We start from the raw sequence: 23,211 nt of genomic DNA, 5'->3' as shown, positions 1-23,211 counted from the left end.
AAAAATTATTTTTCAATTTCGATAAATAGGACTTTTAAGTAATTCCCTTCTGGAAAATTAGGATTCACTTGAAAGTCTACCGGTAATTGATACGTGTCCGTAATCTTGTAACGGACATTTTTCTCTTGTAAGGCCGTGATCACCATTTTTTGGTATTTGGCTAAGGACAAATTTGCCGCATTGGTTGAGGCAATAAGCGTTCCCTTATCCGTTAAAATATCAATAGAATCTTTCACTAGGTCCCCATAATTTTTAGCAACGGAAAAAACTTTCTTTTTGTTGCGAGCAAAACTTGGCGGATCCAAAATGATCATGTCATAACGCAAGTCTTTACGGGAAGCATATTTAAAGTAGTCAAAAACATCCATGACAATAATCTTTTGTGCGGCAAGATTTAAATGATTAACTTCAAATTGCTCAGTCGTTTTCGGTAAGCTTCGTTTAGCTAAATCCACACTAGTGGTGGCTACGGCGCCACCCATAGCGGCAGCTACTGAAAAAGCACCTGTATAACTAAACATATTTAAGACTGTTTTACCTACTGCAAAGCCATCAACTAGTCGACCACGAACTTCTTTTTGATCTAAAAAGATGCCTGTCATTAATCCTTCGTTTAAATAGGTAGCAAATTGAACGCCATTTTCAGTAACAAGTAATGGCTCGGGTGCTTGTTCGCCATATAAAAACTGTGATTCTGGTAAATCTTTTGTGGAAAAGCGAATCTTTTCGTAGGCACCAATAATGTCAGGGTAAACTGTGCGAAACGCCGTCAAAAGTTCTGCTTTTTTCTGATAAAGGGTTTCATTATACCATGAAAAAACGGCGTAATCTGCATAGCGATCGATGATTAGACCCCCAATGCCATCCCCTTCTCCATTAAATAATCGATAAGCGGTTGTCAGCGAATCCTTTTCAAAAGACGTCCGCTTCTCACGACTTATTTCAAAGAGTTGTTGAAAAAAAGATTGATTAATTGGTCCATGCCATGACAGCAACCAACCAATTCCTTTATTTTGTTCGCCTAAATATCCTTCGGCTAAACGCTGGCCTTTACTATCAATCAAAGTAAGCCAATCTGTTGGCAACGGCGCCGGCACTTGTTGCAAATCTTCTTTCTGAATTAAAGGATATCCTTTTTTAAATTTATGTTCTGCTTTTTTAGTTACTTGAAGTTTCATTCTGTACACCTACTTTTCAAAGTCCTATCTAGTATAGCAAAAAAAAGGCCGTCTGTCTTTAAAGGAATCAAGCTTCACGTTATTTAACGAACTAAAAAGATTAAGGAAATAGTAAGTTTTCTTTAACATCGCTTTCCCTCACTTCGGTAAGAATTGACATAAAATTTGTGAAAGAGTAAAATTAAAGCGATATTGTAAAATACGAAATTTACCTAATTTTACTTTTATAGAATCATCGTTTAGAAAGGACGTTTAATTTGAAAAAATTATTTAAAACAAATATTTTGAACACGCGACTGGGGTTATTCTCGCTAATCGCCATCTTACTGTGGCTAAAAAACCTCTTTGCGTACGCCGTTGATTTCCATTTACGTTTGGAAAATATTAACGAGTACTTCATACTCTTAATTAATCCAATTGCCACAACGGTCTTTTTATTAGCCATCGCTTTGTATGTTCGCCGTAAAAAAGCTTCTTATATTACAATGATGATTATTTACTTCTTGATGAGTTTACTACTCTTCTCAAATGTTGTGTATTATCGAGAATTTACTGACTTCATCACAGTTAATACGATGCTTGGTGCTGGCAAAGTAGCTAGCGGTCTTGGCGAAAGTGCCTTACGTCTCTTTAGACCTTATGACGTCATTTATTTCTTAGACTTCATTATTATTGGCGTATTATTATTAACGAAAAAAATTAAAACAGATGCGCGTCCAGTCCGTGCACGTGTAGCAGTCTCTGTCACACTCCTTTCTGTTGTCTTTTTCTTATTCAATCTATTCATGGCTGAAACAGAACGTCCTCAATTATTAGGGCGCCAATTCTCTCGTGACTATATCGTGAAATTCCTAGGCTTAAATGCCTTTACCGTATACGACGGCATTACAACTTACCAAACAAACCAAGTTCGTGCCGAAGCTAGTGCTAACGATATGAAACAAGTTGAAGATTACGTGAAACAACAATATGCGGCACCCGATGATAGTAAGTTTGGTATTGCAAAAGGCAAAAATGTAATTTATATCCATTTAGAAAGTTTCCAACAATTTTTAGTTAATTACAAATTAAAAGATGAAAATGGCGTAGAACACGAAGTCACACCATTTATCAATAGTCTTTACAATAGTAAAAGTACCTTTAGCTTTGATAACTTCTTCCACCAAGTCGGTCAAGGAAAAACAAGTGATGCCGAAACGTTACTTGAAAATTCACTATTTGGTTTAGATCAAGGTTCACTCTTTACACAAGTTGGTGGGAAAAATACGTTTGAAGCAGCACCCGATATTTTAAAACAAACGCAAGGTTACACTAGCGCTGCTTTCCACGGAAATGCCGGTAACTTCTGGAATCGGAATGAAACTTATAAACGTTTAGGCTATGACTATTTCTTTGATGCTAGTTATTATGATGTTAATTCAGATAACTCATTCCAATATGGGTTACACGATAAACCATTCTTTAATCAATCCGTTCAATATTTAGAGCATTTACAACAACCGTTCTATTCTAAATTTATTGCTGTATCCAATCATTATCCTTATTCTCAATTTACAAACGATGAAGCAGGATTCCCAATTGCGAAAACCTCTGACGAAACAATTAATGGCTATTTCGCAACAGCGAATTATTTAGATAAAGCGGTCGAAGAATTCTTTAACTACTTGAAATCTTCAGGTCTCTATGAAAACTCAGTCATTGTTCTTTATGGCGATCACTATGGGGTTTCTAATTCAAGAAACCAAAACTTAGCAGAATTAGTAGGTAAAACCAAAGCAGATTGGAACGATTTTGACAATGCCAATATGCAACGTGTTCCTTATATGATTCACGTTCCTGGTCAAGAAAATGGCGGTGTGAACCATACGTATGGCGGCCAAGTTGATGCCTTACCAACCCTTCTACACTTGCTTGGTGTCGATACGAAAAACTACATTCAGCTAGGCCAAGATTTATTCTCTAAGCAACATAATCAAATCGTTGCTTTCCGCAACGGCAATGTTGTAACACCTAAATATACTATTTTAGGTTCTAGCATTTACGATACTAAAACAGGCACTTTAATTACAGAGCCAACCGAAGAAGTTAAGAAAGAAGTCGCTGATTTAAAAGCCAAAGCGACGAAACAATTAGAAACGTCTGACCAAATTACTAACGGTGACTTGCTTCGTTTCTATACTAATAGCGGCTTAAAACCAGTTAACCCAGAAGACTATGATTACAAGAACCAATTGCAACAACTGGAAGCAATTGAAAAAGAAAAAGGTGAAAAATCAACAAGTGTTTACAGTAAAAACAATAATAAATCAACCGTTGATGAATATCACACTGACAGTTATCAAGGCTATCAAAAAACGGGTAAATAAATCTTCAAAAAGCTTGAGCAATTTGCTCAAGCTTTTTTGCTACTTTTTCATAATTAATTCATATTATTTCACTATACTAAAGATAGTTTAGAGAGGTGAAAGTTGATGAGAAGTGTTCGTTACGCTACAGCCAGTAGTTTTTATCATAAAAAAATCACATTAATCACTGCACTCTTCTTCTTCCTGTTCTCTTTCTTATTGACCGGGCTGTTTAACTTAATTGATTTTGAAAAAGAGTTTTTACGAACGATGCCAGACTTTGTCGATATTGAAAAACAAACTAGTTACCATTACCAACTGATTCAATACTATTGGCACCTCTATCTAGGTAGTGTCATTTTCTTTGGTGTCACTTTTCTTCTGTTGATGTATGTGACATTACGCATAAAAAAGGAAGAAATACATACATGGTATCACATGCACTTTTCAAATATGTATGTCACCAAACAGCTCTTACTAGAGTTGTGTTTACCGGCTCTATTAGGAATTTTCAGTTTTTTACTTTTCACTTTAATGTTTCAAGAAACGTACAATACCGTTCTTTGGGCCGTTCGTGACGCCATTTTACAGTGGTCACATTTGGAAACTCCAGCATTTTTAGCTAAAAGTACCGACCAAGATGTCACAATTACAAATATCCAGCATTTAGGGATTCAAACGATCCAAGCGTTTTCTTTTGATTTCAAAAGTATGCAGTCGCTTTATACGATCCGTAACTGCTTTGTCAATTGCTTAGTCTTGCTTGGCATTCCTCTTGTTTGCGGGACTCCTTTCACGTTGATTTATTTACGCACACATAAGAAATAAGGGAGGGATTTTCTATGAATGTCACACCATCATTCAAAAAAACAACCGAAAAAAAATCCTCATTCGACGCGTTAGCTTTGCGAGAAGTTTATGGAATCATTTATTCTGCTCCAGAACAAGAACTCGCATTGGCCGATTTTTTCCAAACAAACCAACTAACCATTACTAGGCTTTCTTCTAGTGAAACCTTTCTGCCCTACTTGCCATTAGAAGAAAATTTATTTATCGCTAGTACGATCAAAGAACGGGATCGAAAAATAGTTCTAGCCGAAGCTTTCCAGGTGTTCCAATTAGAACCTGCCTTACTTGGTCGTTCTTTTACTTCTTTTACGACTTTTGAAAAAATTAAAATGCGCATAATACAACTTTTATTTTCAAAAACAAGTACGTTAGTGATCGATGATATCTTTTCTTCATTAACGATTGGACAACGTCAAGAAATTTTACCTCAATTAAAAATAGCAGTTCAAAAAAGAAACAAGCGCTTGCTATTTCTGACAAAGGATCCACAAATTATTGATAGTCCCTATGTGCACCCCCTGTCTCTACATGCGTTATTAAACTAAAAAAAACGTCTGGCACTGATTGTGACCAGACGTTTTCTTTAGTTTTCAGTGATTTCAACATCAGGAAATGAAATAATAAAGGTGGTGCCTTTACCAGGTTCACTCTCAACATTGATTTTCCCTTTATGCAAGCGGACCAATTGTTGAACGATTGGTAAGCCTAATCCTGATTCTCCATATTTCGTATTTTTACGGGATGGATCTACTTTGTAATAACGATCCCAGATATTCAGAATTTGTTCTTCCGTCATGCCGATTCCTGTATCAGAAATGCGGACAATGGTTTCTAAATAGCCTTTTTCTAAAGCAATATGAATTTCACCATTTTCAGTAAATTGGATGGCATTTTGAACAATATTGACAACTACTTGAACAAAACGATCATAATCGGCATACACATCAATTGGTTCGGTGGTATCTAAATACAATCGATTACCGGCGGCTTCAGCTTTTGCCGTTAGTTGCGTCACAATATTTTCTAAAGCTTCTGTTCCGTTGAACTTCTTCACAACAATTTGAATCTGGTTGGTCCGAATTTTTTCATAATCAAGATTTTCATTGACTAAGCGAATCAAGCGAGCGGTCTCATTTTGCATCAGTTTAATCGCATTCTCTTTTTGATTTTCAGGAATAGCATTATACTGCAATCCCTCTAACAAGCCATTAATAGTTGTTAAAGGCGTCCGCATTTCATGAGAGGCATCCGCCATAAATTGACGACGACGCTCTTCTTGCCGATTGATTTCTTCTTGTGATTCTTTTAAAGATGCGGCCATTTTATTAAAATCTTCTGCTAGGTCATCAAATTCATCTTTGTCATGAACCGGTAATTGAATATCAAAATTTCCACTAGTAATTTCTTTGGTGGCTTTACGCATCCGATTAATTCGTTTCACTTGGAAAGTCGCAAATAGATAACTTAGTAACAAGGCAATCACACTAGAAAAAATAAAGCCTTTAATCAAGTTTTGTGTCACGGACTGAACGCTTCGGTCAACGTTTTTGGCAGGTTGTGTAATAACTAGCGAGCCAATAATCACTTTTTTATCAGAAGATTGATTTGATGCATACACAGGTAACATTACATAGGACGAAGTATTTCGGGCACCGTAAATATCAATGTTTTCCGTTGCATAAACACGATTGCCTTTCATGATTTGATCCCAATTTTTATCGATTAACGAAAAGTCTAATTTTTTCGTGCTATCAACTGGTGGATACTGCACTTCACGGTCCTTGTTAATAAACACAAATTGCACATCTTGCTTCTGGAGTACGCGCTCAGTCAACTGAAATGAATAGGATAAAACATCTCGATCCGAAACGCCTGCAACATTAATAAAAAAGTCACGTGTTTCTAAAGCCGATTCTGCATAACCATACAACTGTTCATAGTTATTTTCTTGCATTGTGCGCTTGGTCAGCTGCGTGAAAGACGTTCCGACAATGAGAATAATCAGAGCAATCACACCTATAAAAGCAAGTAATTGTTGATATAAATATTTCATTAAGCAACACCTGAATCGTCGAATTTATACCCTACGCCCCAAACCGTTTGGATGACTTGAGGACCCACTTTTTCAATTTTTTGTCGTAATTTTTTGATATGGGCATCAACTGTCCGCTCATCGCCAAAGTATTGATAGTCCCAAACCAATTCTAGTAGTTGTTCGCGTGAAAAGACTTGGCGTGGTTTTTTTGCTAAGGTGTATAGCAAATCAAATTCTTTTGGTGTTAAGCCTTCAATTAATTGATTATCTAAATATGTTTCTCGTGTTTTCGTATTCATTTTAAAATGATCCGTAATCACATCAAAAGTTTCATCTGTATTCTCAGACGTATCATGCGCAGCCTCTGCCACCTCGGCACGACGATGTAAAGCTTTCATTCGTGCAATCAAAGTTAGTGGACTAAATGGTTTTGTCACATAATCATCCGCACCCATTTCAAGGCCAATTACTTGGTCACTTTCAGAATCACGAGCGGTCAACATAATAATGGGAACATTGGCTGAAACTTTGCGAATTTCACGACAAACAGCCATCCCATCCATACTAGGTAAGTTTAAATCTAATGTAATCATGTCCCATTTTTCTGGCGAAGCAAGAAAAGTCGCCAATCCTTCTTTGCCATCATCTTTAAAGGTAGCTTCCCACCCTTCATTTAAGAAAAACATTTGCATCATTTCTGAGACAGATTCATTGTCTTCAATCATTAATATATTCATTTCATTCACTCCTTATTCACTTTTCATAAGACTGCTCTATTGTAGTATACTCTAAAATTGAATTTGTACCAACCGATTCTATATTTCTTCAAAAATCCTTTACAGAACCATCAAAAATCACTTTTTTCCTGCTCTTTTAAAGAAAACGAAGTGAACCCATTGTCTTTTCAGAAAAGTTTGTTAAAATAACAAGCGTAGAGAGGATGTTAAGGTATGGATAAAATGAAAGCTATTACTTTTTTTGATTTAGATGGAACTTTGTTAGATGGAACCTCACAAATTACTCCTGAGATTACTGCAGCGGTGGCGGCCTTGAAAGACAATCAAATTTTACCTTTAATTGCGACTGGTCGGACCTTGTGTGAGATTCAGCCAATTATGAAAGCCAGTGGCATTGACTCAGCGATTGTAATGAACGGACAATTTATTCATTATGAAGGAAAAACGATTTATTCAGATGAATTTACAACAGAGGAATGTGTTTCACTGCATGAGCACGTCAGACAGCGTGGTCATGAATTAGCTTTTTATAATGAGCGCCGTATTTTTTGTACAGGGCATACTGGCACAGTGAAACAAGCCTATGATTATATTCATTCAGCTGTTCCAGAAATTGATCCCACAGGTTATGAGAATGATGCCGTCAACATGATGTTGGTCTTAAGTCAACATGGCGATGATGATGAATATTACTATGAGCGGTTTCCTGAATTGACCTTTTATCGCAATGGTCCTTTTTCAATTGATATTGTTCGTAAAGGGGTCTCTAAAGGCTCTGGTGTCAAAAATCTTTTTAACACCTTGGGATTAAACGGCATTCCCACTTATGCCTTTGGTGATGGCATCAATGATTTGGCGCTGTTTGAGGCCTGTGATTATGGAATTGCCATGGGTAATGCGCGAGAAGAACTAAAAGAAAAAGCCACCTTTATTTCAACTAAAAATACTGAGAATGGCATTGTTAATGGCTTGAAAAAATTTGATTTACTATAAAAGAAAACTACCTTCTTCTATTGATGTACTTTAGAAGAAGGTAGTTCTTTTGTATGTTCATTTTTCTTTTTCTGTTGTGCACAGAGAGCTACTCCCACTACTTGAATCAGCAAAATCGCTCCCAACAAACAACTTAATGCGATGTTCCCTGATAGGATGGTTCTTCTGATTAAAATAATTAATACGACACTGCTAATTCCGTAGAGTAACCATTGGTTGTCCATTTTTAATGACCCCTTTGTTTTTCTATGTTTAGGATAGGATGTTTCCTACAAAAATGCAAGGAAAGATCCTAGATTCTTACAACTAACCCATAATTTTTACTAATTCCTTATTTGTTTTCATTTATTCTTAAGATTCGTTTCATTTTTGTTAAAAATCAGATTTTTTTCTATCTCTGTTTTAAATTGCGTACAGTTCTTAAAAAAAATGATACACTAAACGTGAACTCAAAATGAAAGGAGCCATTCCTTTGGTTAATAGCGAAAAAAGAAAACAATTAATTATTGATACGTGCATTTTAGCTGGAAAAATTATGCTGGAAAGCGGATCTGAAGTATATAGAACCGAAGATACGATTACTCGGATTGCAGCAAACGCTGGCGAATCAGAGAGTGTTTGTTATACGACGGCTACAGGGATTTTCGTAGGCTTTCGTTCCAGTAATTATACGCAATTAGAAAACATCCCCCAACGCTCGATTAATTTGGAAAAAGTTAGTCTTGTCAATCAATTATCAAGAGAATTTGCACAAAAAGAGATTACTTTACCAGAGCTTTATCAGCGCTTAACTCTATTAGAAACAGATACCCCCACTTTTTCAATTTCGTTACGCTTGTTAGCAGCCGGCATTGTTAGTTGTACGTTAATGTACATTTTTGGTGGCACTTGGCAAGATTTTATTGCAACTTTTTTTGTTGGCGTGATTGGGTATGCCAGTTATCTTTTTACCCAAAAGTTATTCCAAGTTCCTTACCTCGATTCCTTCGCAGCCGCTTTTGTCATTGGCTTGTTCGCCTATTTGGCTGTGCATTTTCACTTAGCGATCAATATCGATAATATTATTATTGGTGCGGTGATGCCGTTAGTTCCAGGTGTGGCGATTACGAACTCTTTTCGCGACATTTTAGCGGGCCACCTCATCAGTGGGACGGCGCGAGGGACAGAAGCTATTTTTATTGCTGGGTCTGTTGGCCTGGGAATTGCCTTGATTTTTAAATTATTTATGTAAGGAGTGTTCAAATGGAACTAATTTTTCATCTTCTCTTTAGTTTTTTAGCGACTGTGACATTTGGCATTATTACGAACATTCCTCGTAAAGCACTGGTGGCTTGTGGCATTACTGGTATGACAGGCTGGATGATTTATTATCTCTTAACGCAAACTTTTGATGCTAGTCAAACCTTTGCAAACTTTTTAGGAACGGTCGGATTAGGAATCGCTAGTATCTTTTTTTCTCGTTACAAAAAAATGCCGATGATTATTTTTTATATTCCGAGTTTGGTTCCTTTAGTGCCAGGAGGCCCTGCTTATCAAGCGGTTCGGAGCATTTTGTTAGGAAATATTGATGACGGTTTGCAGTTGATTTTAAAAGTTGTCTTTACTGCTGCAGCCATCGCAGCGGGCTTTATGGTGACATCGCTATTGGAACGAATTGTCAAACGTTTTTTCCCCAAGCAACTCTTCCGATTGGTCAAAAAATAAAAAACAAGCTCAGAAAACGAGCTTGTTTTTTTTTATTCTGCTTCTTCAAAGAACAGCAACAAATCTTGTAGCGTTAATTGTGCTTTTTCAGCAGCGTTTAAATCTTGAACAATTTTACCTTTTTGTAAAACAATTAAACGATTGCCATATCGTAAGGCATCTTCCATTCGATGAGTAATCATCAAACAAGTTAAGTTCCCTTCTTCAATCCGTTGTTCTGTTAAGCGCATCAACTGCTTGGACGTTTTGGGATCTAAGGCAGCGGTATGTTCATCTAAAAGTAATAGTTCTGGTTTTGTGATAGTGGCCATTAATAAACTTAAGGCTTGGCGTTGACCGCCAGAAAGGTTACCTGTCGGTGTATCCAGATGATTTTCCAAGCCATTGCCAACTTCTTGACAGATTTTTGTAAACAAGGCGCGTTGTTCATTTATCTTCCGTAATTTTAAGGGACGTTTTTGTCCGCGTTTCATGGCAAGCAATAAATTTTCTGCCACAGTCATTCTTGGTGCTGTCCCCATTTTAGGATCTTGAAAAACACGCGCTAGAGATTTGGCTCGTTTGACTTCAGAAAGATTGGTGCGATTGACTCCTTCAATTAAAAATTGCCCTTCTGTTAGTGACAAAGTTCCTGCTAAACTATTGAACAGCGTACTCTTGCCTGCGCCATTTCCACCTAAAACAGTAATGAAGTCCCCGGGATAAATTGCTAAGTTCACATGATCCAAAATCACTTTTTTTTCGTTCATCCCATTATCAATGATTTTTGTCGCATTTTTTAATTCAACAACTGGTTTCATTTCGTTCCCCCCTTATCAGAAAAGCCGTGTAGTCGTAATGCTTTTTTCAATTGCGGGATCATTAAACAGATTGCTAAAATCACTGCTGAGAAGATTTTCAAATACGTCGTATCAAAGCCTAATTTAATCACTAACAAAATTAATAATTGATAAATAATACTCCCTACAACAATCGCCAACAGCCGTTCACCAAACGTTAATTCTCCAAACAGTACTTCACCAATAATGAGTGAAGCCAAGCCAATCACAATGACACCTGTTCCTTTACTTACATCCGCATATCCATCATTTTGGGCAATCAAAGCGCCAGATAAGCCAATCAAGCCATTCGATAAAACCAATCCTAAAATTTTCATGCGATCCGTTTGAATGCCAATCGAGCGAGCCATTTCCTCATTGTCGCCTGTCGCAATATAGGCTTGTCCTAAACTAGTATTAAAGAAAAATAACAGTAAAATCATTACCACAGCCAAAACACTAATCCCTAAAAAAATGGTATCATAATAATCTGGTAAGGCCATTTTTTGAAAAACATCTTGAATCTTCGGTTGGTTTAATAAAGACTTATTTGGCGATTTCATCACAAATAAAATCACGGAATTTAAACCAGACATCACTAAAATTCCTGCTAAAATAATTGGAATTTTTCCTTTTGTAAATAGTAAACCAGTCACTAAACCAGCAAGCATTCCTGCCCCAACCCCTAAAAGAGTCGCTACAAATGGTGAAACCCCTGTTGTAATGGCAGTTACACAAACCGCCCCACCTAACGGAAATGAACCCTCCGTGGTCATATCTGGAAAATTTAAAATACGATAAGTCATAAAAATACCTAGTCCTAACAAGGCCCATAACATTCCTTGTCCAATTGCTGAAACAATCATCGCTTCTCCTACTTTCTTTGATAATTAGTTAATCAATTTCGATTTTTTTGCTAACTCTGCGGGAATCGTAATTCCTAACTTTTGAGCTTGTTTTTCATTGATAATTGTGTCGCCTGTATTAAAGGTATAAATGGGTGTAGTTGCTGGTTGACTTTTTCCAGACAGAACCTCTGCTGCCATTTTACCGGCTTGTACGCCCAACGCATGTTGATTAATCCCAACAGTTGCTAAACCGCCTTGTTCTACCATTGTATCCACTGAAGGAATAATTGGCGTCTTGGTTCGATTTGCTTCTCCGACTACCGTTTGCATAGCATTAGCAATCGTATTATCAGTTGGTATATAAATCACATCTGTTTCCTTAGTCATCACTTGAACCGTTTGTGCAATTTCATTACTTGATGGCACAGCATACGTTTTCACTGTCAATCCTTTAGCTTCAGCTGCTTTCTGCGCTTCAGCCACTTGGTATCGAGAGTTTTCTTCTGAGGAAGCATAGAGAATACCCATTTTTTTGGCAGCTGGTATCAATTCTTTTAGTAAATCCATCTGGGCTGACAAAGGTGATTGATCACTAACACCAGTGATATTACCGCCTGGCTTTTGATTGTCTTTTACCAATCCAGCACTAACAGGGTCTGTAATGGCGCCTAAAATGATCGGAATTTCTTGGGTAGTGTTTGCTAAGGCTTGCGCAGCGGGCGTGGCGATGCCAATTAAAACGTCCGCCTTTTTTTGTACTAATTGTTGGCTCATGATTGCTAACTTACTCTGGTCAGCTTGACCATTTTGAAAAATAATTTCTAAATTTTTGCCTTTGTTATAGCCATTTTCCTTTAAACCTTCCTCAACACCTTTATAAATTTCATCCAATGCGGGGTGACTGACAAACTGCAAAACCCCTACAGTAACAGTTTCTTTCTTTGAATTCGTCACTTTTTGATTCACAAAAAAAGCACCGATTAAATAAATAGCTAATAAAGACACGACAAACGTTAAACGTTTATTTTTCATTTTGCATTCTCCTAACTGCCCGTTTGTTTGGCAACTTTTTCTTTTTAACAATGAAACCATTATCTATAGGGCATTTCTTCCGTTGAAAGTGAACCTGAGATTCGTAATCCTCTGCTTAGTCAAAATCCGAGGAACACTTTTTTACAAATATCAGGATTTAACTGTGACGAGGATCGCAACTTTGGTGAGAATCGCAGGAGCACTTTTTCTACGATTGTGACAACGTTCTCTTCGTTCACCTTGTACTACTCATCACTCTTAAAGGCCAAACTGCGACGAGGATCGCAACTTCGGTGAGAATCGCAGGAGCACTTTTTCTACGAATGTGACAACGTTCTCTTCGTTCACCTTGTACTACTCATCACTCTTAAAGGCCAAACTGCGGCGAGTAAGCGCAGCCTGCATCTACTCTGTCACTTTGTGCCAATCGTAGTGATTCGTAGCAAAAAAACAACGACTTATCCTAAGTGTTTAGGAGTGGTCGTTGTTTTTATGCAAAACAAAAACCACATAGATGGGTCCTCTATGTGGTCGTTTTTCTTCTTGAATATAACCAGCATAGATACACTTTTTAGAATAAGTCTTCTAAAGCTGTATCTATGAAAGAATCATACATACAACTATCTACGCCAGTTTTGCCATGATTGGTGCATTTCTTTTACGTTAGATAATTGTGTCATGTATTTTCCCTCCTAGTTATGTTGTTAAAGGTAGTCTACACTATATTGATTTTGTTCGTCAAGAAAAAGTTTTTATTTTCTTGCATTTCTTTTACTTCAAAAAAACGAGCCACTCTTATGAGAGGCTCGTTTTCTTTATTTCAGCATATTTACCACTTAATTGTTTCGGTTTCTTTCAATTTTCACGGGAACTTTAACTGCTTGTTTTTGCGATTGAATCAGCCATAAACTCACTAAAATCGTCATTGAAATTACTAATGCCATCGAAAATCCCCTCTTTCTAATTCCTTAAAACTTTCTACAATCTAAGTTTAACATAGCTAGCTATTATTCACCAGTTTCTGGTACTGTAGCAGTGCTTTCTGTCGTCGTTTCAGTAGATTGGGCAACGCCAGTCGTGCTAGTCGTCGTCTGTGTTTCAGCGGTCTTTGCTGCTTCTTTTTCAGCTTCTTGCGCCGCTTTTTGCTGGTCTTTCAAAACGCCAGCCATTGGTAATCGATTTAATTCTGGTATTAATTGTGTTTTTAAATCCATAGATTTTTCGACAACTGTCCGCGTCTTTTCTTTACCGTTTTCAAAGAAAACAAGCGTAATCTCATCGCCGCTAACATTGTATTGCTCTTGTGCTTTGCCAGCATTATAAATTAACGGATAGATATACAGCGAACGATGAAATTCATTCATTTTATCTGAATTAAACAGCTTCACCATTTGATCATATTGCTTGCCAGATGGTTTAGCAAACATGACTGACATGGCTCCTGTTTCTTGGATTTTCTTATCTGCTGTTTTGTAATCTAAGACACTGACTTTCTCTGACTTGATGGGTCCTGCGACTAACGATTCAACTTGAGCAGCTCGAATATTTTTTTGCATCGTTGGAATAAAAATGATTGAGCCAATTATTAATACTAATGCTACAATAGCGGTAATCATTAACAGTTTTCTTTGTTTTAATTCATAAAGTGCCTCTTTTAGTTCTTCCATAAAATTATTCAACTTCTAATCGCTCCTCGCTTTTAGTTCTTATCTATTATACTAATCATTTTCTTTCTTGCCTACCCTTGCGCTTTAATTACTAAAAAAACCAGCAAACTCCTCCCTCTTTCTAAGGAAAACCCAACTCCTTTTTAACAAGCTTCTTTCTTAAATTCAAAAACTCCGCTATAATGAAGCTATTAGTCGGAAAGAAACGAGGGATTTATTATGTCATTTGATGGCGTATTTACTCATAGCATGGTTCATGAGTTGACAGAAACACTCGTAAGTGGCCGGATTTCAAAAATCCATCAACCTTATGAAAACGAAGTCGTTTTAGTCATTCGTGCGAAAGGTAAAAACCATAAATTATTATTATCAGCACATCCTAGTTATGCGCGCATACAACTATCTACAATTACCTATAGCAATCCAGAAACACCTCCTAATTTTGTGATGATGTTACGAAAATTTCTGGACGGTGCCATTTTAGAAACGATTCAACAAATAGAAAATGATCGCGTGATTCACTTCACCTTTTCAAAAAGAGATGAACTAGGTGACTTACAAAATATTGTTTTGATTGTTGAATTAATGGGACGTCACAGTACAATCGTTTTAGTCAATCAATCTTCTGGAAAAATCTTGGATGCGATAAAACACATTGGAATGAGCCAAAATAGTTATCGTTCGTTGCTTCCTGGAGCAACTTATATTGAACCGCCAAAACCAATGGGCCTTAATCCGCTCACGGCTTCAAAAGAAGAAGTCTTTGCGCTTCTTTCTACAGCTCCTGAATTAAACGGACGCTATTTACAACAGCATTTCCAAGGTCTAGGCAAGGATACAGCAGACGAATTAAGTACCCGTTTACTTGCACAACCAAATGAAAAAATGGCCATCTGGACGGAATTTTGGTCCTCAGTTACTGAAGCTGTTGTACCGACATTAACCGTCACTGAAAAAAAAGAATATTTTACGCCCATTCCTTATCAATCATTAGTTGGTGAACAGACAACATATGCGACACTCAGTGAATTACTAGATGCCTTTTATTCTGGTAAAGCAGAAAAAGACCGTGTCAAACAACAAGGCGGCGAACTAATTCGCAAAATTGAAAATGAACTAAAAAGAAATCAAAAGAAACTTAAAAAATTACAGCAAACCTTAGCCGATACAGAAAACGCTGAAAATTACCGTCGCGACGGAGAACTATTAACAACCTTCATGGCACAAGTCCCCAAAGGAGCCACCGAGGTGGAATTACCAAATTATTATGAAGAAAATGCACCCTTGCGTATCTCGCTAAATCCTGCACTTTCACCTAATCAAAATGCACAAAAATACTTTCAAAAATACCAAAAATTGAAAAATGCTGTCCGAGTTGTTAAGACACAAATTCAACAAACGCAACAAGAAATTTCTTATTTAGAGTCAGTTGTGGCACAACTTGAAATTGCGACACCAATGGACATTGAAGTGATTCGTGAAGAACTGATTGAGCAAGGCTATTTAAAACGTAAAAAAAATAAAAAACAAAAACAGCCGAAAAAAAGCCAACCCGATCTTTTTTATGCCACAGATGGCACACCTATTCTCGTTGGAAAAAACAATTTGCAAAATGATCAATTGACTTTACGAACCGCTAAAAAAACTGATTATTGGCTCCATGCCAAAGATATTCCTGGATCTCATGTAATTATTCGTGACGCACATCCTAGCGAAGAAACCCTTACTGAAGCCGCACTTCTAGCCGCTTATTTTTCAAAATATCGACTTTCTTCACAAGTGCCTGTTGATTATGTCCAAGTAAAACATGTGCATAAACCCAATGGAGCAAAACCAGGTTATGTAATTTATGAAAACCAACGAACGTTATATGTGACCCCAACAGAAGAATCGATCAAAAAACTCCAGCAAAATAAGGATTCTGCTTCCTAATTATATTAAACTAAAAAACAACGTACTGCCGATTGATCGTACGTTGTTTTTTGCTTTGACAAACACATTTATCAAGTGATAAATAACACAAACAAGCTCAATTAGTTTACAAACTAGCTATTTCTCTCTATACTGACTGTTGGAGGTGAAATTCATGGTCTTTTTACACATTATTTTTGGGATGTTTGCCTTTATTGGCGCTTTAGGTTTAGGTGTCGCCTTCCGCGATAGCTTTACAGAACTTTCAACACCAAAGAAAGCAGCGATTATTTTATCTTACGTAGGTGCGATTGGTTCAACAGTCCTAGGGTTTACATCAGCAACAAAAAATCCATTTGTTTTAGCTGCAACAATTGTCTTAGTTGTCGCCTTTTCTATTGCTCTTTTCAAAAAAAGCAGTAAAGAAACAAGCAAATAACAAAATCTTTGAAGAGCGGCATAGCGACAAGCTACCCTCTTCCTTTTACATACTATTTAAAGGAGTGAGGCAAATGTCTCTGACTATTTCTGAAGAAGTAAAACAACGTTTAGCCCCTTTCTTAACTGAAACGAATACCTTCTTGTTGGTAGCAAATGACGGCTCTAATCCTTATTCTTCCGCAGAAGGTTGTTGTATGATTGGCGATCGTTTTATTATCGTTCCTGTTGATCAAGCAGAAGCGCCTTACACCGAAACGATTGCTAATGATTCTTTTCACGTCTATACTTCGACGTATGACCAAATGTTTTTAACGGGGCATTTACAGCTAGTGATTCATCCGAATGCGGGGACCATTACTTTAAAAAATGAAAGTGGCATTTTAGATAGTAATGTGGACATTTATCAACACTAAAAAAGCAAACAAAACGTTTACGCGTTTTGTTTGCTTTTTTAGTGTTGAAAGGCTTGAAAGGTAGTAATGATTACGTACATCATCCCCGATGCAATAATCGGACCAGCTGCAATTCCTTTTAAAAAAACGACGCCAAGAATTGTTCCAAAAACTAAGGCCACCGTAATCTCTGGCGATTGATTAATTAAACCTACTCCTTTTGAGGATAAAACAGCCACCAGAATTCCACAAAGTATTCCTAGCCATCCCATCGGCGTTTTGAATGATTGGATTAAATCCTTTAAGCCAATTTGTCCTGTAGCAATAGGGACTAAAATGGTAATTGAAATAATTGTGACGCCTAAATTAATACCTTTATCTGACAACCACGACATGATTTTCGCACTATTTGGTAAAGCTTTTAAAGCAAGCACAACAACTGACGCAATTAATAAACTTTGATTTTTTGCAACAAACGCAATCAAGGCAATCAGCAGTAAAAAAAGCCAACTTTCCACTGGGTGTCCTCCTTTCTGATTTGGTTCTTTGGTTAACCAAACTTTCTTGTCTTTCCTATTTTAGCAAAGAACCTCTTTAATTACCATTCAGCTTCAGTAATTATTGTCTTTTTCACACGAATCTTGCTTAGAAAAAACGAATTAAAAATTAATTTTTTCTCATAACAAGCCTTTTTCTCTTTGAAAAATTATTTTATGAAGTATACTAATATTAACTATAAAGTAGTTTACTTGCATTTATACTGGATATTCGATATCCTATTTAAGGCTCTTCAATTGAGCAAGCATCACAAAAGACATTTTAGTAGCAATTCTTGGGGAAGTAGTGCTACTAAGATGTCTTTCCTTTTTTTATTTTTACTAACAATATACGTTTCTTATATTAAAATTTGCAACTCTTTATAAATAAAAGCGTCTGCCCCGCAGTTATCTGGACTGTGGGGCAGGCGCTTTTCAAGTCATTTAAATATGCTTTAGTTTTCTTTCAAGCGATAAACACTTGGACTTGGATTAAGAAAACCTGCTTCTAAAATTTCGATGTTAGTTAATGCTTGCTCTTCAGTTACGAGTTGCGGTGCACCATTTTTCAGCGTTTCATAGACGGCATCATAATAACGACCGTAATCACCTACAGGCGTTTTAATTTGTTTTTTTATCCAGTCGCCATTGCCATTACGGTAGGTCACTTTTCCATAATACATCGGTGAATCTTCTCCAAAGCCTGGTGCATCTGGCATGATTCCGGCTTTTAGATCATTTTCTTGTTGATCTTCGCCATATTTGATGAACGAGCCATTGCTGCCATGAACAATAAAACGTGGATACGGACTAGCAACAGAATGATTCGTTTTGACTTTTACTTTTAATTTTGAACCATAATGTAAATCGACGTCAAAATAATTATCGACTGCCTCACTCACTTCATTATTACGAATATCATAAGTGACTTGATCTGGACGCCCGAAAAGAGCAATCATGCGATCCATTAAATGAATGCCTAGTCCGTAAAACGAACCATTTTCTTTAGGCCCTTGTTCCGTGATACTTCCTGGTCGATAATAATCAATATGCGTTTCCACTTCATTGATTTCTCCTAAAAAGCCTTGCTCTACTACTTGCTTCATCGCTAGGTAATCGCCGTCGAAACGTCGATTTTGATAAGGCATCACTACTACCCCTTTTTCTTTCCCTAAAGCAAATAATTCCTCTGCGTGTTCTAACGTATCACAAAATGGTTTTTCCACAATTACTGATTTACCAGCCAAAATGGCTTGTTTGGCTAAATCATAATGTGTATGCGCAGGCGTACAGATTGTGATCAATTCAATTTCTGGATCCGTCAATAATTCATTGAGATCAGTGGTAAAATTTACGCCTTTTTCTTTAAAGGGCGCTGCTGCTTTTTCATTAACATGTAAATCGAAAATCGTTTTCACTTCTAGTGTTTCTCGAATCATTACATAAGGTAAATGGTAACGATTGGCACTTTTACCAAATCCAATAAACCCCATTTTTACTGTCATATTTTCCACACTCTTTTCTTATAATTAGATAAGTCCATTTGTTTCAATGACTTTTTGATACCAATAATAACTGTCTTTCGGGATTCTTGCTAAGGAACCTTTTTGTGTTTCATCTTGATCCACATAGACAAAACCATAACGCTTTTGATAGCCGTTGAGCCACGACAGTAAATCGGTGTAACTCCATGTACAATAACCAATAACTGAAACGCCATCCGTAATCGCCTCTTGAATCGCTTGGATATGGCTTCGCAAATAATCAATGCGATACGTATCATGAATTTGTTTATCTTCTGTTAAGGTATCATATTCGCCTAACCCATTTTCAGTAATTAAAATAGGGACTTGATAGCGACTAGCTAAGCGTCGTAAGGCAATTCTCAAACCTTGCGGGTCAATGGCCCAATCCCAGTTCGTTCGTTCAACATATGGATTATTTACTTTTTTAAATAAACCCGGTACCCCAGATTCCGTTTCAGAACCCTTTTCACCCGTTGTATTCATCTTCCCTATTCCAACGCCATCTAATGGATTAGCAGCAACCGTATCCGTCCGATAATAATTAATACCTAGAAAATCAGGTTTGGCTGAACGTAGTAACGCTAAATCGCCCTCTTTTATCGTTGGGGCCACACCTTGCTCCTGTAAGTAATTTAATGCGGCAATTGGGTATTCTCCCCAAAGATAGACATCTAACCAAAAATGCGACAGCAAATCTTCTGCATTTTCAGCCGCTAAAACATTGGCAGGATGCGCATCAACGGCATAAACAGGCGTATAAGCAAAGCTAGGGCCAACTTTGCCAGGCATTTCTAATTCATGAAACGCATTAATCACTGCTGCATTGGCTAAATTCGCAATATGATTGGCCTCATACATCCGTTTATTATCTGTTACGCCGGGAGGATGCACGGCTAATTGATAACCTAACGAAGTAAACACATTTTGTTCATTTAAACTAATCCAATAGCGAACTTTGCCACGGAAAGCGTCAAATAAAATTTTCGCATAGGCCACAAAATCAGCAATAATTTTTCTTGATTCCCAGCCACCATATTCTTTTTGCAAAACAGCTGGCAAATCCCAATGATACAAAGTTACCATGGGTTCAATTCCTGCAGCTAATAACTCATCAATTAAATCTGAATAAAATTTCAGTCCCGCTTGATTTACTTGACCACGCCCTTCAGGTAAAATTCGTGTCCATGCAATCGAGAAACGATATGCTTTTAAACCTTGTTGTTTCATTAAAGCCACATCTTCTTTGAAACGATGATAATGATCGACGGCTAAATCGCCAGTTGTCTCTTTGAACGTTTTTCCTGGTAGCCGAACAAATTCATCCCAAACAGATGCGCCTTTGCCGTCTTCATTCCAAGCACCTTCTACTTGATAAGCTGCCGAAGCAGAGCCCCATAAAAAATCTTGTGGAAATGCTTTTAGTTGGTGATGTTCCATTGTCATACCTCCCTCTTTTCTGTGATGCCCTTTTATTGTAAAAGGTTTTCACAAAAAGTACCAATCAGATCAATAAGTTCTTCTGTTTACTTTTAAAACTATATAGTTTTAAAAAGAATAAGTCAACTACTTTTATTTAAGTACTTGATTATTAAGTGGTTAAGTTAAAAATAAATATATAGTTTTAACATGTTAAATTCATGGTATAATGAGAGAACTACTGGTGATAAAGGAAGACTCTGATGCGGACAAATACACGTTATAAAGAAATTTATGCAGCTATAAAACAGGATATCGAAGCAGGTGTTTATCCAATTAATCAAAAGTTACCCCAAGGTCGTCTTCTTGCAGAAAAATATCAGGTCAGCGAACTAACCATTACAAAAGCCTTACATCTGCTTGTGCAAGAAGGTTATGTTGTCAGACGACGTGGCTCGGGCAGCTTTGTTCAAGACTTTCAAAATCGAACCATTACTAAATTTTCTCCGTTAACTGGCACTTACTCAACCTACGATGGAAAAGTTGAATCCGTGGTTTTAGGCTTTGCAACAGAAGTACCTGAGCCTTGGGTGACTGAAAAATTAAGTATTACAGAAGAAGAGTTAGTCTACAAAATTATTCGTTTACGGATTATCGAAGATGTGCCCTCAATTATTGAATACACTTGGATGCCCGTTGCTTTAATTCCGAACTTGACAATGAAAGAATTGAAAGTCTCCATTTATCAATATATTTCGGAACAATTGCATCAAAAAATTCAAAGTGCGCGGGTCAGCATTTCTGGGATTCGTCCTTCTGCGTTGGAAAAAAAATATTTAAACTTAACCGATAATGATTTCCTGATGCGTGCAGAACAAATTGCTTACTTAGGCAATGGCCATATTTTTGAATACTCAATTGCGAATCATATTCCTAGTGAATTCACTTTTGAAACTGTCTTAATTGCAGAAAAATAGGAAACTTTTATGTTGCCATTTCTCATTTCTAACAAAACGATCTCTTTACTTTGAGCCAATACTTTTTGTTAAAAATGTTTTTCTACTCGTTAAAAATATTTTTCAAATTATATTTATAAACTTGAATTTTGATAAAAGTATTGCTATTTACTAGAACTACGATTAAAATATTGCTTGTAGCACTCTTTTTAAGAGTGCTACAAGCAATTTGTTTTTTACATAGTCAATCAACCAAAGTGAGGACTTTATATGAGGAAACCCTACATTTTAATGAGCTTACTCGTTCTAAGTACCTTATTAAGTGCTTGTTCAACTGTAAGTGGCAGCCCACAAAGTCAAAGTGCGCCCGCACCTGATGAAGTGTTGGCGACAAGTATTGGGACGTATGAAAATCGAACATTGTTGGTTCCAGATGGGCGTTTATCCTTGACTGCCTTGCATAAAGGAAAAGATTATCAAGGCAAACCAATGTTTTATGTCCTGTTTGAATTAACTAATACAACCGAAAAAACACAAAATATTCAGCTAATGATTCAAAGTTTTATGGAAGTTAGTCAAACTGTCCACGGAAAAGCCCAAAATTTACAATATGCGGTCCTAACAGATTCACCTTTCCAAGACAAATTAGATCGTTTAGCAGATGAAATCCATCCTGGCGAAACAATCCAAGGCGCTTACCCATATGAATTTATTAATGAGAACAAGCCGGTCCATTTTAAATTTAGAGATCACCTACTCAGTCTGGATGAACCCATTGCATCCGAAGAAATTACCATTACAGAAAAAAGTTTGGTCCGCTAGCTAAGCTAGCATTGGACCAAACTTTTTATTTATTATTTAGACGGAAAAGATGCTCCTTCTATAAAACGTGTGTAAATGTGTTCGCTCTCAGCAGCTTCCCCCCGCATCAAGTGAATAATTTTTTCTGCGGCCACCATACCCCATCGATGTTTAGAATAGGCAATTGTTGCTAATCGCGGTTGTACAAACGCACCTAGTTCAGAATTATCAAAACCAATCATCCGAATGTCTTTCCCCATTTGGTAATTTGTTTCTGCAACATATTTATAGACACCGATCGCCATTTCATCATTAAAAGCAAAAACATCGACTGGTTCTGTCTGTGGTTGACTCAAAATTTTTTTAGCAGCCGCATAACCAGAAGGTTCGGTAAAATCGCCTTGGATAATTTCATAAGGTATCCCAAAACGAGTTAATTCTCTTGTACTAACAGCCAATCGTTCTTGGCTATCATAACCTTTTTCTGGTCCAGAAAGCAGAAGAACTTTTTTTGAACCCACATTGACAAATTGCTCAATTGCCTGCGTGGCACCGCCACGATTATCCAAGAGAACTTGCCGAATATTCCTATGCTCGGTGGTTCGATCAAGGACAACGATCGAATGGCCTCGTTCAGCAAACTTTTCAATTTCTTTTGTTGGAAATGTCCAATCTAGAATAATTGCCCCGTCGACCATTTTTTCAGGAATGAAAAGATGTGACTTTTTACCGCTGCAGACAATCATCTCATAATCAAACAGTGCTAAGCCTTTCTTAATTCCCTCCAACAATTCACCATAAAAACTACCGCCATAATCGGCCAAATAGACACCAATAATATTGGTTTGACGACGTTTTAATGTGCGAGCGGCCATGTTAGGAACATAGTTTAGCTCTTCAGCAATTGCTTGGATGCGCATTCGTGTTTCTTCAGTTACCTTTGAACTACCATTTAATGCGTAAGAAACGGTCGAGATTGATACGCCTGCTTTTTTTGCAATATCTTTAATTCCTACCATGGACTAC

23 protein-coding genes are annotated in these 23,211 nt (G+C 37.1%); 11 read left to right on the top strand and 12 right to left on the bottom strand.

The genetic code is table 11. The annotated features are described in order from the left end of the window. Nucleotides 1–5: 5 nt before the first annotated feature. On the bottom strand, nt 6–1,178 hold the full coding sequence (locus IGI87_RS05945; RefSeq protein ID WP_317095526.1) for a class I SAM-dependent rRNA methyltransferase: 1,173 nt from the start codon (nt 1,176–1,178) through the stop codon (nt 6–8). 257 nt (nt 1,179–1,435) lie between these two features. Here IGI87_RS05945 and IGI87_RS05940 point away from each other — a divergent pair, with 257 nt between their 5' ends. The 3 genes from IGI87_RS05940 (at nt 1,436) to IGI87_RS05930 (ending at nt 4,917) form a co-directional block, all read left to right on the top strand. Continuing rightward, nucleotides 1,436–3,544 carry an LTA synthase family protein gene (locus IGI87_RS05940; protein WP_002357869.1) on the top strand — a complete coding sequence of 703 codons (2,109 nt, stop codon included), beginning with the start codon at nt 1,436–1,438 and terminating at the stop codon, nt 3,542–3,544. Between the two features lie 105 nt (nt 3,545–3,649). After that, the gene (locus IGI87_RS05935; protein ID WP_113793878.1) at nt 3,650–4,351 is read left to right on the top strand and encodes a hypothetical protein; all 702 of its coding nucleotides are present in this window, start codon (nt 3,650–3,652) and stop codon (nt 4,349–4,351) included. Nucleotides 4,352–4,365: 14 nt separating this feature from the next. Next, on the top strand, nt 4,366–4,917 hold the full coding sequence (locus IGI87_RS05930; protein WP_010828727.1) for a hypothetical protein: 552 nt from the start codon (nt 4,366–4,368) through the stop codon (nt 4,915–4,917). Between the two features lie 38 nt (nt 4,918–4,955). Here the strand turns inward: IGI87_RS05930 and IGI87_RS05925 are convergent, their stop codons facing one another. Further along, complete coding sequence (locus IGI87_RS05925) at nt 4,956–6,425, bottom strand: sensor histidine kinase (protein ID WP_113793877.1); 1,470 nt, start codon at nt 6,423–6,425, stop codon at nt 4,956–4,958. Continuing rightward, nucleotides 6,425–7,144: a response regulator transcription factor gene (locus IGI87_RS05920; protein ID WP_002381953.1), complete on the bottom strand. Its 720-nt coding sequence runs from the start codon at nt 7,142–7,144 to the stop codon at nt 6,425–6,427. Before IGI87_RS05920 ends, IGI87_RS05925 begins: the two co-directional genes overlap by 1 nt. Nucleotides 7,145–7,357: 213 nt before the next feature. Here IGI87_RS05920 and IGI87_RS05915 point away from each other — a divergent pair, with 213 nt between their 5' ends. Continuing rightward, nucleotides 7,358–8,137, top strand: a complete 780-nt coding sequence (locus tag IGI87_RS05915) for a Cof-type HAD-IIB family hydrolase (protein ID WP_438736450.1) — start codon at nt 7,358–7,360, stop codon at nt 8,135–8,137. Nucleotides 8,138–8,154: 17 nt separating this feature from the next. Here IGI87_RS05915 and IGI87_RS05910 read toward each other — a convergent pair whose 3' ends face one another. Beyond that, nucleotides 8,155–8,361, bottom strand: a complete 207-nt coding sequence (locus tag IGI87_RS05910) for a hypothetical protein (RefSeq protein WP_113793875.1) — start codon at nt 8,359–8,361, stop codon at nt 8,155–8,157. A gap of 230 nt (nt 8,362–8,591) precedes the next feature. On the opposite strand from IGI87_RS05910, the gene IGI87_RS05905 reads away from it, so the two are divergent. Together IGI87_RS05905 and IGI87_RS05900 are read left to right on the top strand one after the other, a co-directional pair. Further along, nucleotides 8,592–9,368 (top strand): threonine/serine exporter family protein, encoded by a 777-nt coding sequence (locus tag IGI87_RS05905; protein ID WP_104854974.1) that lies wholly within the window; start codon nt 8,592–8,594, stop codon nt 9,366–9,368. Between the two features lie 11 nt (nt 9,369–9,379). Beyond that, nucleotides 9,380–9,841, top strand: a complete 462-nt coding sequence (locus IGI87_RS05900) for a threonine/serine exporter family protein (protein ID WP_280210282.1) — start codon at nt 9,380–9,382, stop codon at nt 9,839–9,841. 32 nt (nt 9,842–9,873) lie between these two features. On the opposite strand, the gene IGI87_RS05895 is transcribed toward IGI87_RS05900, so the two are convergent. The 4 genes from IGI87_RS05895 to IGI87_RS05880 all read right to left on the bottom strand — a co-directional run bounded on the left by IGI87_RS05895 (nt 9,874) and on the right by IGI87_RS05880 (nt 14,206). Beyond that, a complete protein-coding gene (locus tag IGI87_RS05895) occupies nt 9,874–10,641 on the bottom strand; it encodes an ABC transporter ATP-binding protein (RefSeq protein WP_438736449.1) in 768 nt (255 codons plus the stop codon). Continuing rightward, complete coding sequence (locus IGI87_RS05890; protein WP_104854972.1) at nt 10,638–11,525, bottom strand: ABC transporter permease; 888 nt, start codon at nt 11,523–11,525, stop codon at nt 10,638–10,640. Before IGI87_RS05890 ends, IGI87_RS05895 begins: the two co-directional genes overlap by 4 nt. A gap of 24 nt (nt 11,526–11,549) precedes the next feature. Further along, nucleotides 11,550–12,539: a tryptophan ABC transporter substrate-binding protein gene (gene trpX, locus IGI87_RS05885; protein ID WP_104854971.1), complete on the bottom strand. Its 990-nt coding sequence runs from the start codon at nt 12,537–12,539 to the stop codon at nt 11,550–11,552. A gap of 1,007 nt (nt 12,540–13,546) precedes the next feature. Beyond that, nucleotides 13,547–14,206: a hypothetical protein gene (locus tag IGI87_RS05880; RefSeq protein WP_162782576.1), complete on the bottom strand. Its 660-nt coding sequence runs from the start codon at nt 14,204–14,206 to the stop codon at nt 13,547–13,549. Between the two features lie 219 nt (nt 14,207–14,425). On the opposite strand from IGI87_RS05880, the gene efbA reads away from it, so the two are divergent. The 3 genes from efbA (at nt 14,426) to IGI87_RS05865 (ending at nt 16,971) form a co-directional block, all read left to right on the top strand. Further along, entirely contained in the window at nt 14,426–16,138 is a 1,713-nt protein-coding gene (gene efbA, locus IGI87_RS05875; RefSeq protein ID WP_104854969.1) for a fibronectin-binding protein EfbA, read from the top strand. 154 nt (nt 16,139–16,292) lie between these two features. Further along, entirely contained in the window at nt 16,293–16,556 is a 264-nt protein-coding gene (locus tag IGI87_RS05870; RefSeq protein WP_104854968.1) for a hypothetical protein, read from the top strand. Between the two features lie 73 nt (nt 16,557–16,629). After that, nucleotides 16,630–16,971 (top strand): iron-sulfur cluster biosynthesis family protein, encoded by a 342-nt coding sequence (locus tag IGI87_RS05865; protein ID WP_002391631.1) that lies wholly within the window; start codon nt 16,630–16,632, stop codon nt 16,969–16,971. A gap of 38 nt (nt 16,972–17,009) precedes the next feature. On the opposite strand, the gene IGI87_RS05860 is transcribed toward IGI87_RS05865, so the two are convergent. The 3 genes from IGI87_RS05860 to IGI87_RS05850 all read right to left on the bottom strand — a co-directional run bounded on the left by IGI87_RS05860 (nt 17,010) and on the right by IGI87_RS05850 (nt 20,449). After that, nucleotides 17,010–17,468, bottom strand: a complete 459-nt coding sequence (locus IGI87_RS05860; RefSeq protein ID WP_002357887.1) for a DUF441 domain-containing protein — start codon at nt 17,466–17,468, stop codon at nt 17,010–17,012. A 473-nt stretch (nt 17,469–17,941) separates the two neighbouring features. Next, complete coding sequence (locus IGI87_RS05855; protein ID WP_317095523.1) at nt 17,942–18,991, bottom strand: oxidoreductase; 1,050 nt, start codon at nt 18,989–18,991, stop codon at nt 17,942–17,944. 24 nt (nt 18,992–19,015) lie between these two features. Then, on the bottom strand, nt 19,016–20,449 hold the full coding sequence (locus tag IGI87_RS05850) for a glycoside hydrolase family 1 protein (protein WP_317095522.1): 1,434 nt from the start codon (nt 20,447–20,449) through the stop codon (nt 19,016–19,018). A gap of 242 nt (nt 20,450–20,691) precedes the next feature. Here IGI87_RS05850 and IGI87_RS05845 point away from each other — a divergent pair, with 242 nt between their 5' ends. Together IGI87_RS05845 and IGI87_RS05840 are read left to right on the top strand one after the other, a co-directional pair. Next, nucleotides 20,692–21,405, top strand: a complete 714-nt coding sequence (locus tag IGI87_RS05845; RefSeq protein ID WP_002366529.1) for a GntR family transcriptional regulator — start codon at nt 20,692–20,694, stop codon at nt 21,403–21,405. Between the two features lie 270 nt (nt 21,406–21,675). Next, on the top strand, nt 21,676–22,206 hold the full coding sequence (locus tag IGI87_RS05840) for a DUF5067 domain-containing protein (RefSeq protein WP_317095572.1): 531 nt from the start codon (nt 21,676–21,678) through the stop codon (nt 22,204–22,206). 32 nt (nt 22,207–22,238) lie between these two features. On the opposite strand, the gene IGI87_RS05835 is transcribed toward IGI87_RS05840, so the two are convergent. Continuing rightward, nucleotides 22,239–23,204, bottom strand: coding sequence for a LacI family DNA-binding transcriptional regulator (locus IGI87_RS05835; protein ID WP_317095521.1), 966 nt, complete (start codon nt 23,202–23,204; stop codon nt 22,239–22,241). Between the last annotated feature and the right edge of the window lie 7 nt (nt 23,205–23,211).

The sequence above is a fragment of the Enterococcus sp. DIV1444a genome, from assembly GCF_051712125.1.
Lineage (GTDB): Bacteria > Bacillota > Bacilli > Lactobacillales > Enterococcaceae > Enterococcus > Enterococcus faecalis.
This window is presented reverse-complemented; position numbering and strand designations above follow the sequence as displayed.

Coding starts and splice junctions, on each gene's coding strand:
- IGI87_RS05935 (WP_113793878.1), top strand. CDS start 3,650: ATGAGAAGTGTTCGTTACGCTACAGCCAGTAGTTTTTATCATAAAAAA.
- IGI87_RS05910 (WP_113793875.1), bottom strand. CDS start 8,361: ATGGACAACCAATGGTTACTCTACGGAATTAGCAGTGTCGTATTAATT.
- IGI87_RS05900 (WP_280210282.1), top strand. CDS start 9,380: ATGGAACTAATTTTTCATCTTCTCTTTAGTTTTTTAGCGACTGTGACA.
- IGI87_RS05880 (WP_162782576.1), bottom strand. CDS start 14,206: ATGGAAGAACTAAAAGAGGCACTTTATGAATTAAAACAAAGAAAACTG.
- efbA (WP_104854969.1), top strand. CDS start 14,426: ATGTCATTTGATGGCGTATTTACTCATAGCATGGTTCATGAGTTGACA.
- IGI87_RS05925 (WP_113793877.1), bottom strand. CDS start 6,425: ATGAAATATTTATATCAACAATTACTTGCTTTTATAGGTGTGATTGCT.
- IGI87_RS05855 (WP_317095523.1), bottom strand. CDS start 18,991: ATGACAGTAAAAATGGGGTTTATTGGATTTGGTAAAAGTGCCAATCGT.
- IGI87_RS05845 (WP_002366529.1), top strand. CDS start 20,692: ATGCGGACAAATACACGTTATAAAGAAATTTATGCAGCTATAAAACAG.
- IGI87_RS05915 (WP_438736450.1), top strand. CDS start 7,358: ATGGATAAAATGAAAGCTATTACTTTTTTTGATTTAGATGGAACTTTG.
- IGI87_RS05865 (WP_002391631.1), top strand. CDS start 16,630: ATGTCTCTGACTATTTCTGAAGAAGTAAAACAACGTTTAGCCCCTTTC.
- trpX (WP_104854971.1), bottom strand. CDS start 12,539: ATGAAAAATAAACGTTTAACGTTTGTCGTGTCTTTATTAGCTATTTAT.
- IGI87_RS05945 (WP_317095526.1), bottom strand. CDS start 1,178: ATGAAACTTCAAGTAACTAAAAAAGCAGAACATAAATTTAAAAAAGGA.
- IGI87_RS05890 (WP_104854972.1), bottom strand. CDS start 11,525: ATGATTGTTTCAGCAATTGGACAAGGAATGTTATGGGCCTTGTTAGGA.
- IGI87_RS05895 (WP_438736449.1), bottom strand. CDS start 10,641: ATGAAACCAGTTGTTGAATTAAAAAATGCGACAAAAATCATTGATAAT.
- IGI87_RS05870 (WP_104854968.1), top strand. CDS start 16,293: ATGGTCTTTTTACACATTATTTTTGGGATGTTTGCCTTTATTGGCGCT.
- IGI87_RS05930 (WP_010828727.1), top strand. CDS start 4,366: ATGAATGTCACACCATCATTCAAAAAAACAACCGAAAAAAAATCCTCA.
- IGI87_RS05905 (WP_104854974.1), top strand. CDS start 8,592: ATGAAAGGAGCCATTCCTTTGGTTAATAGCGAAAAAAGAAAACAATTA.
- IGI87_RS05840 (WP_317095572.1), top strand. CDS start 21,676: ATGAGCTTACTCGTTCTAAGTACCTTATTAAGTGCTTGTTCAACTGTA.
- IGI87_RS05835 (WP_317095521.1), bottom strand. CDS start 23,204: ATGGTAGGAATTAAAGATATTGCAAAAAAAGCAGGCGTATCAATCTCG.
- IGI87_RS05920 (WP_002381953.1), bottom strand. CDS start 7,144: ATGAATATATTAATGATTGAAGACAATGAATCTGTCTCAGAAATGATG.
- IGI87_RS05850 (WP_317095522.1), bottom strand. CDS start 20,449: ATGGAACATCACCAACTAAAAGCATTTCCACAAGATTTTTTATGGGGC.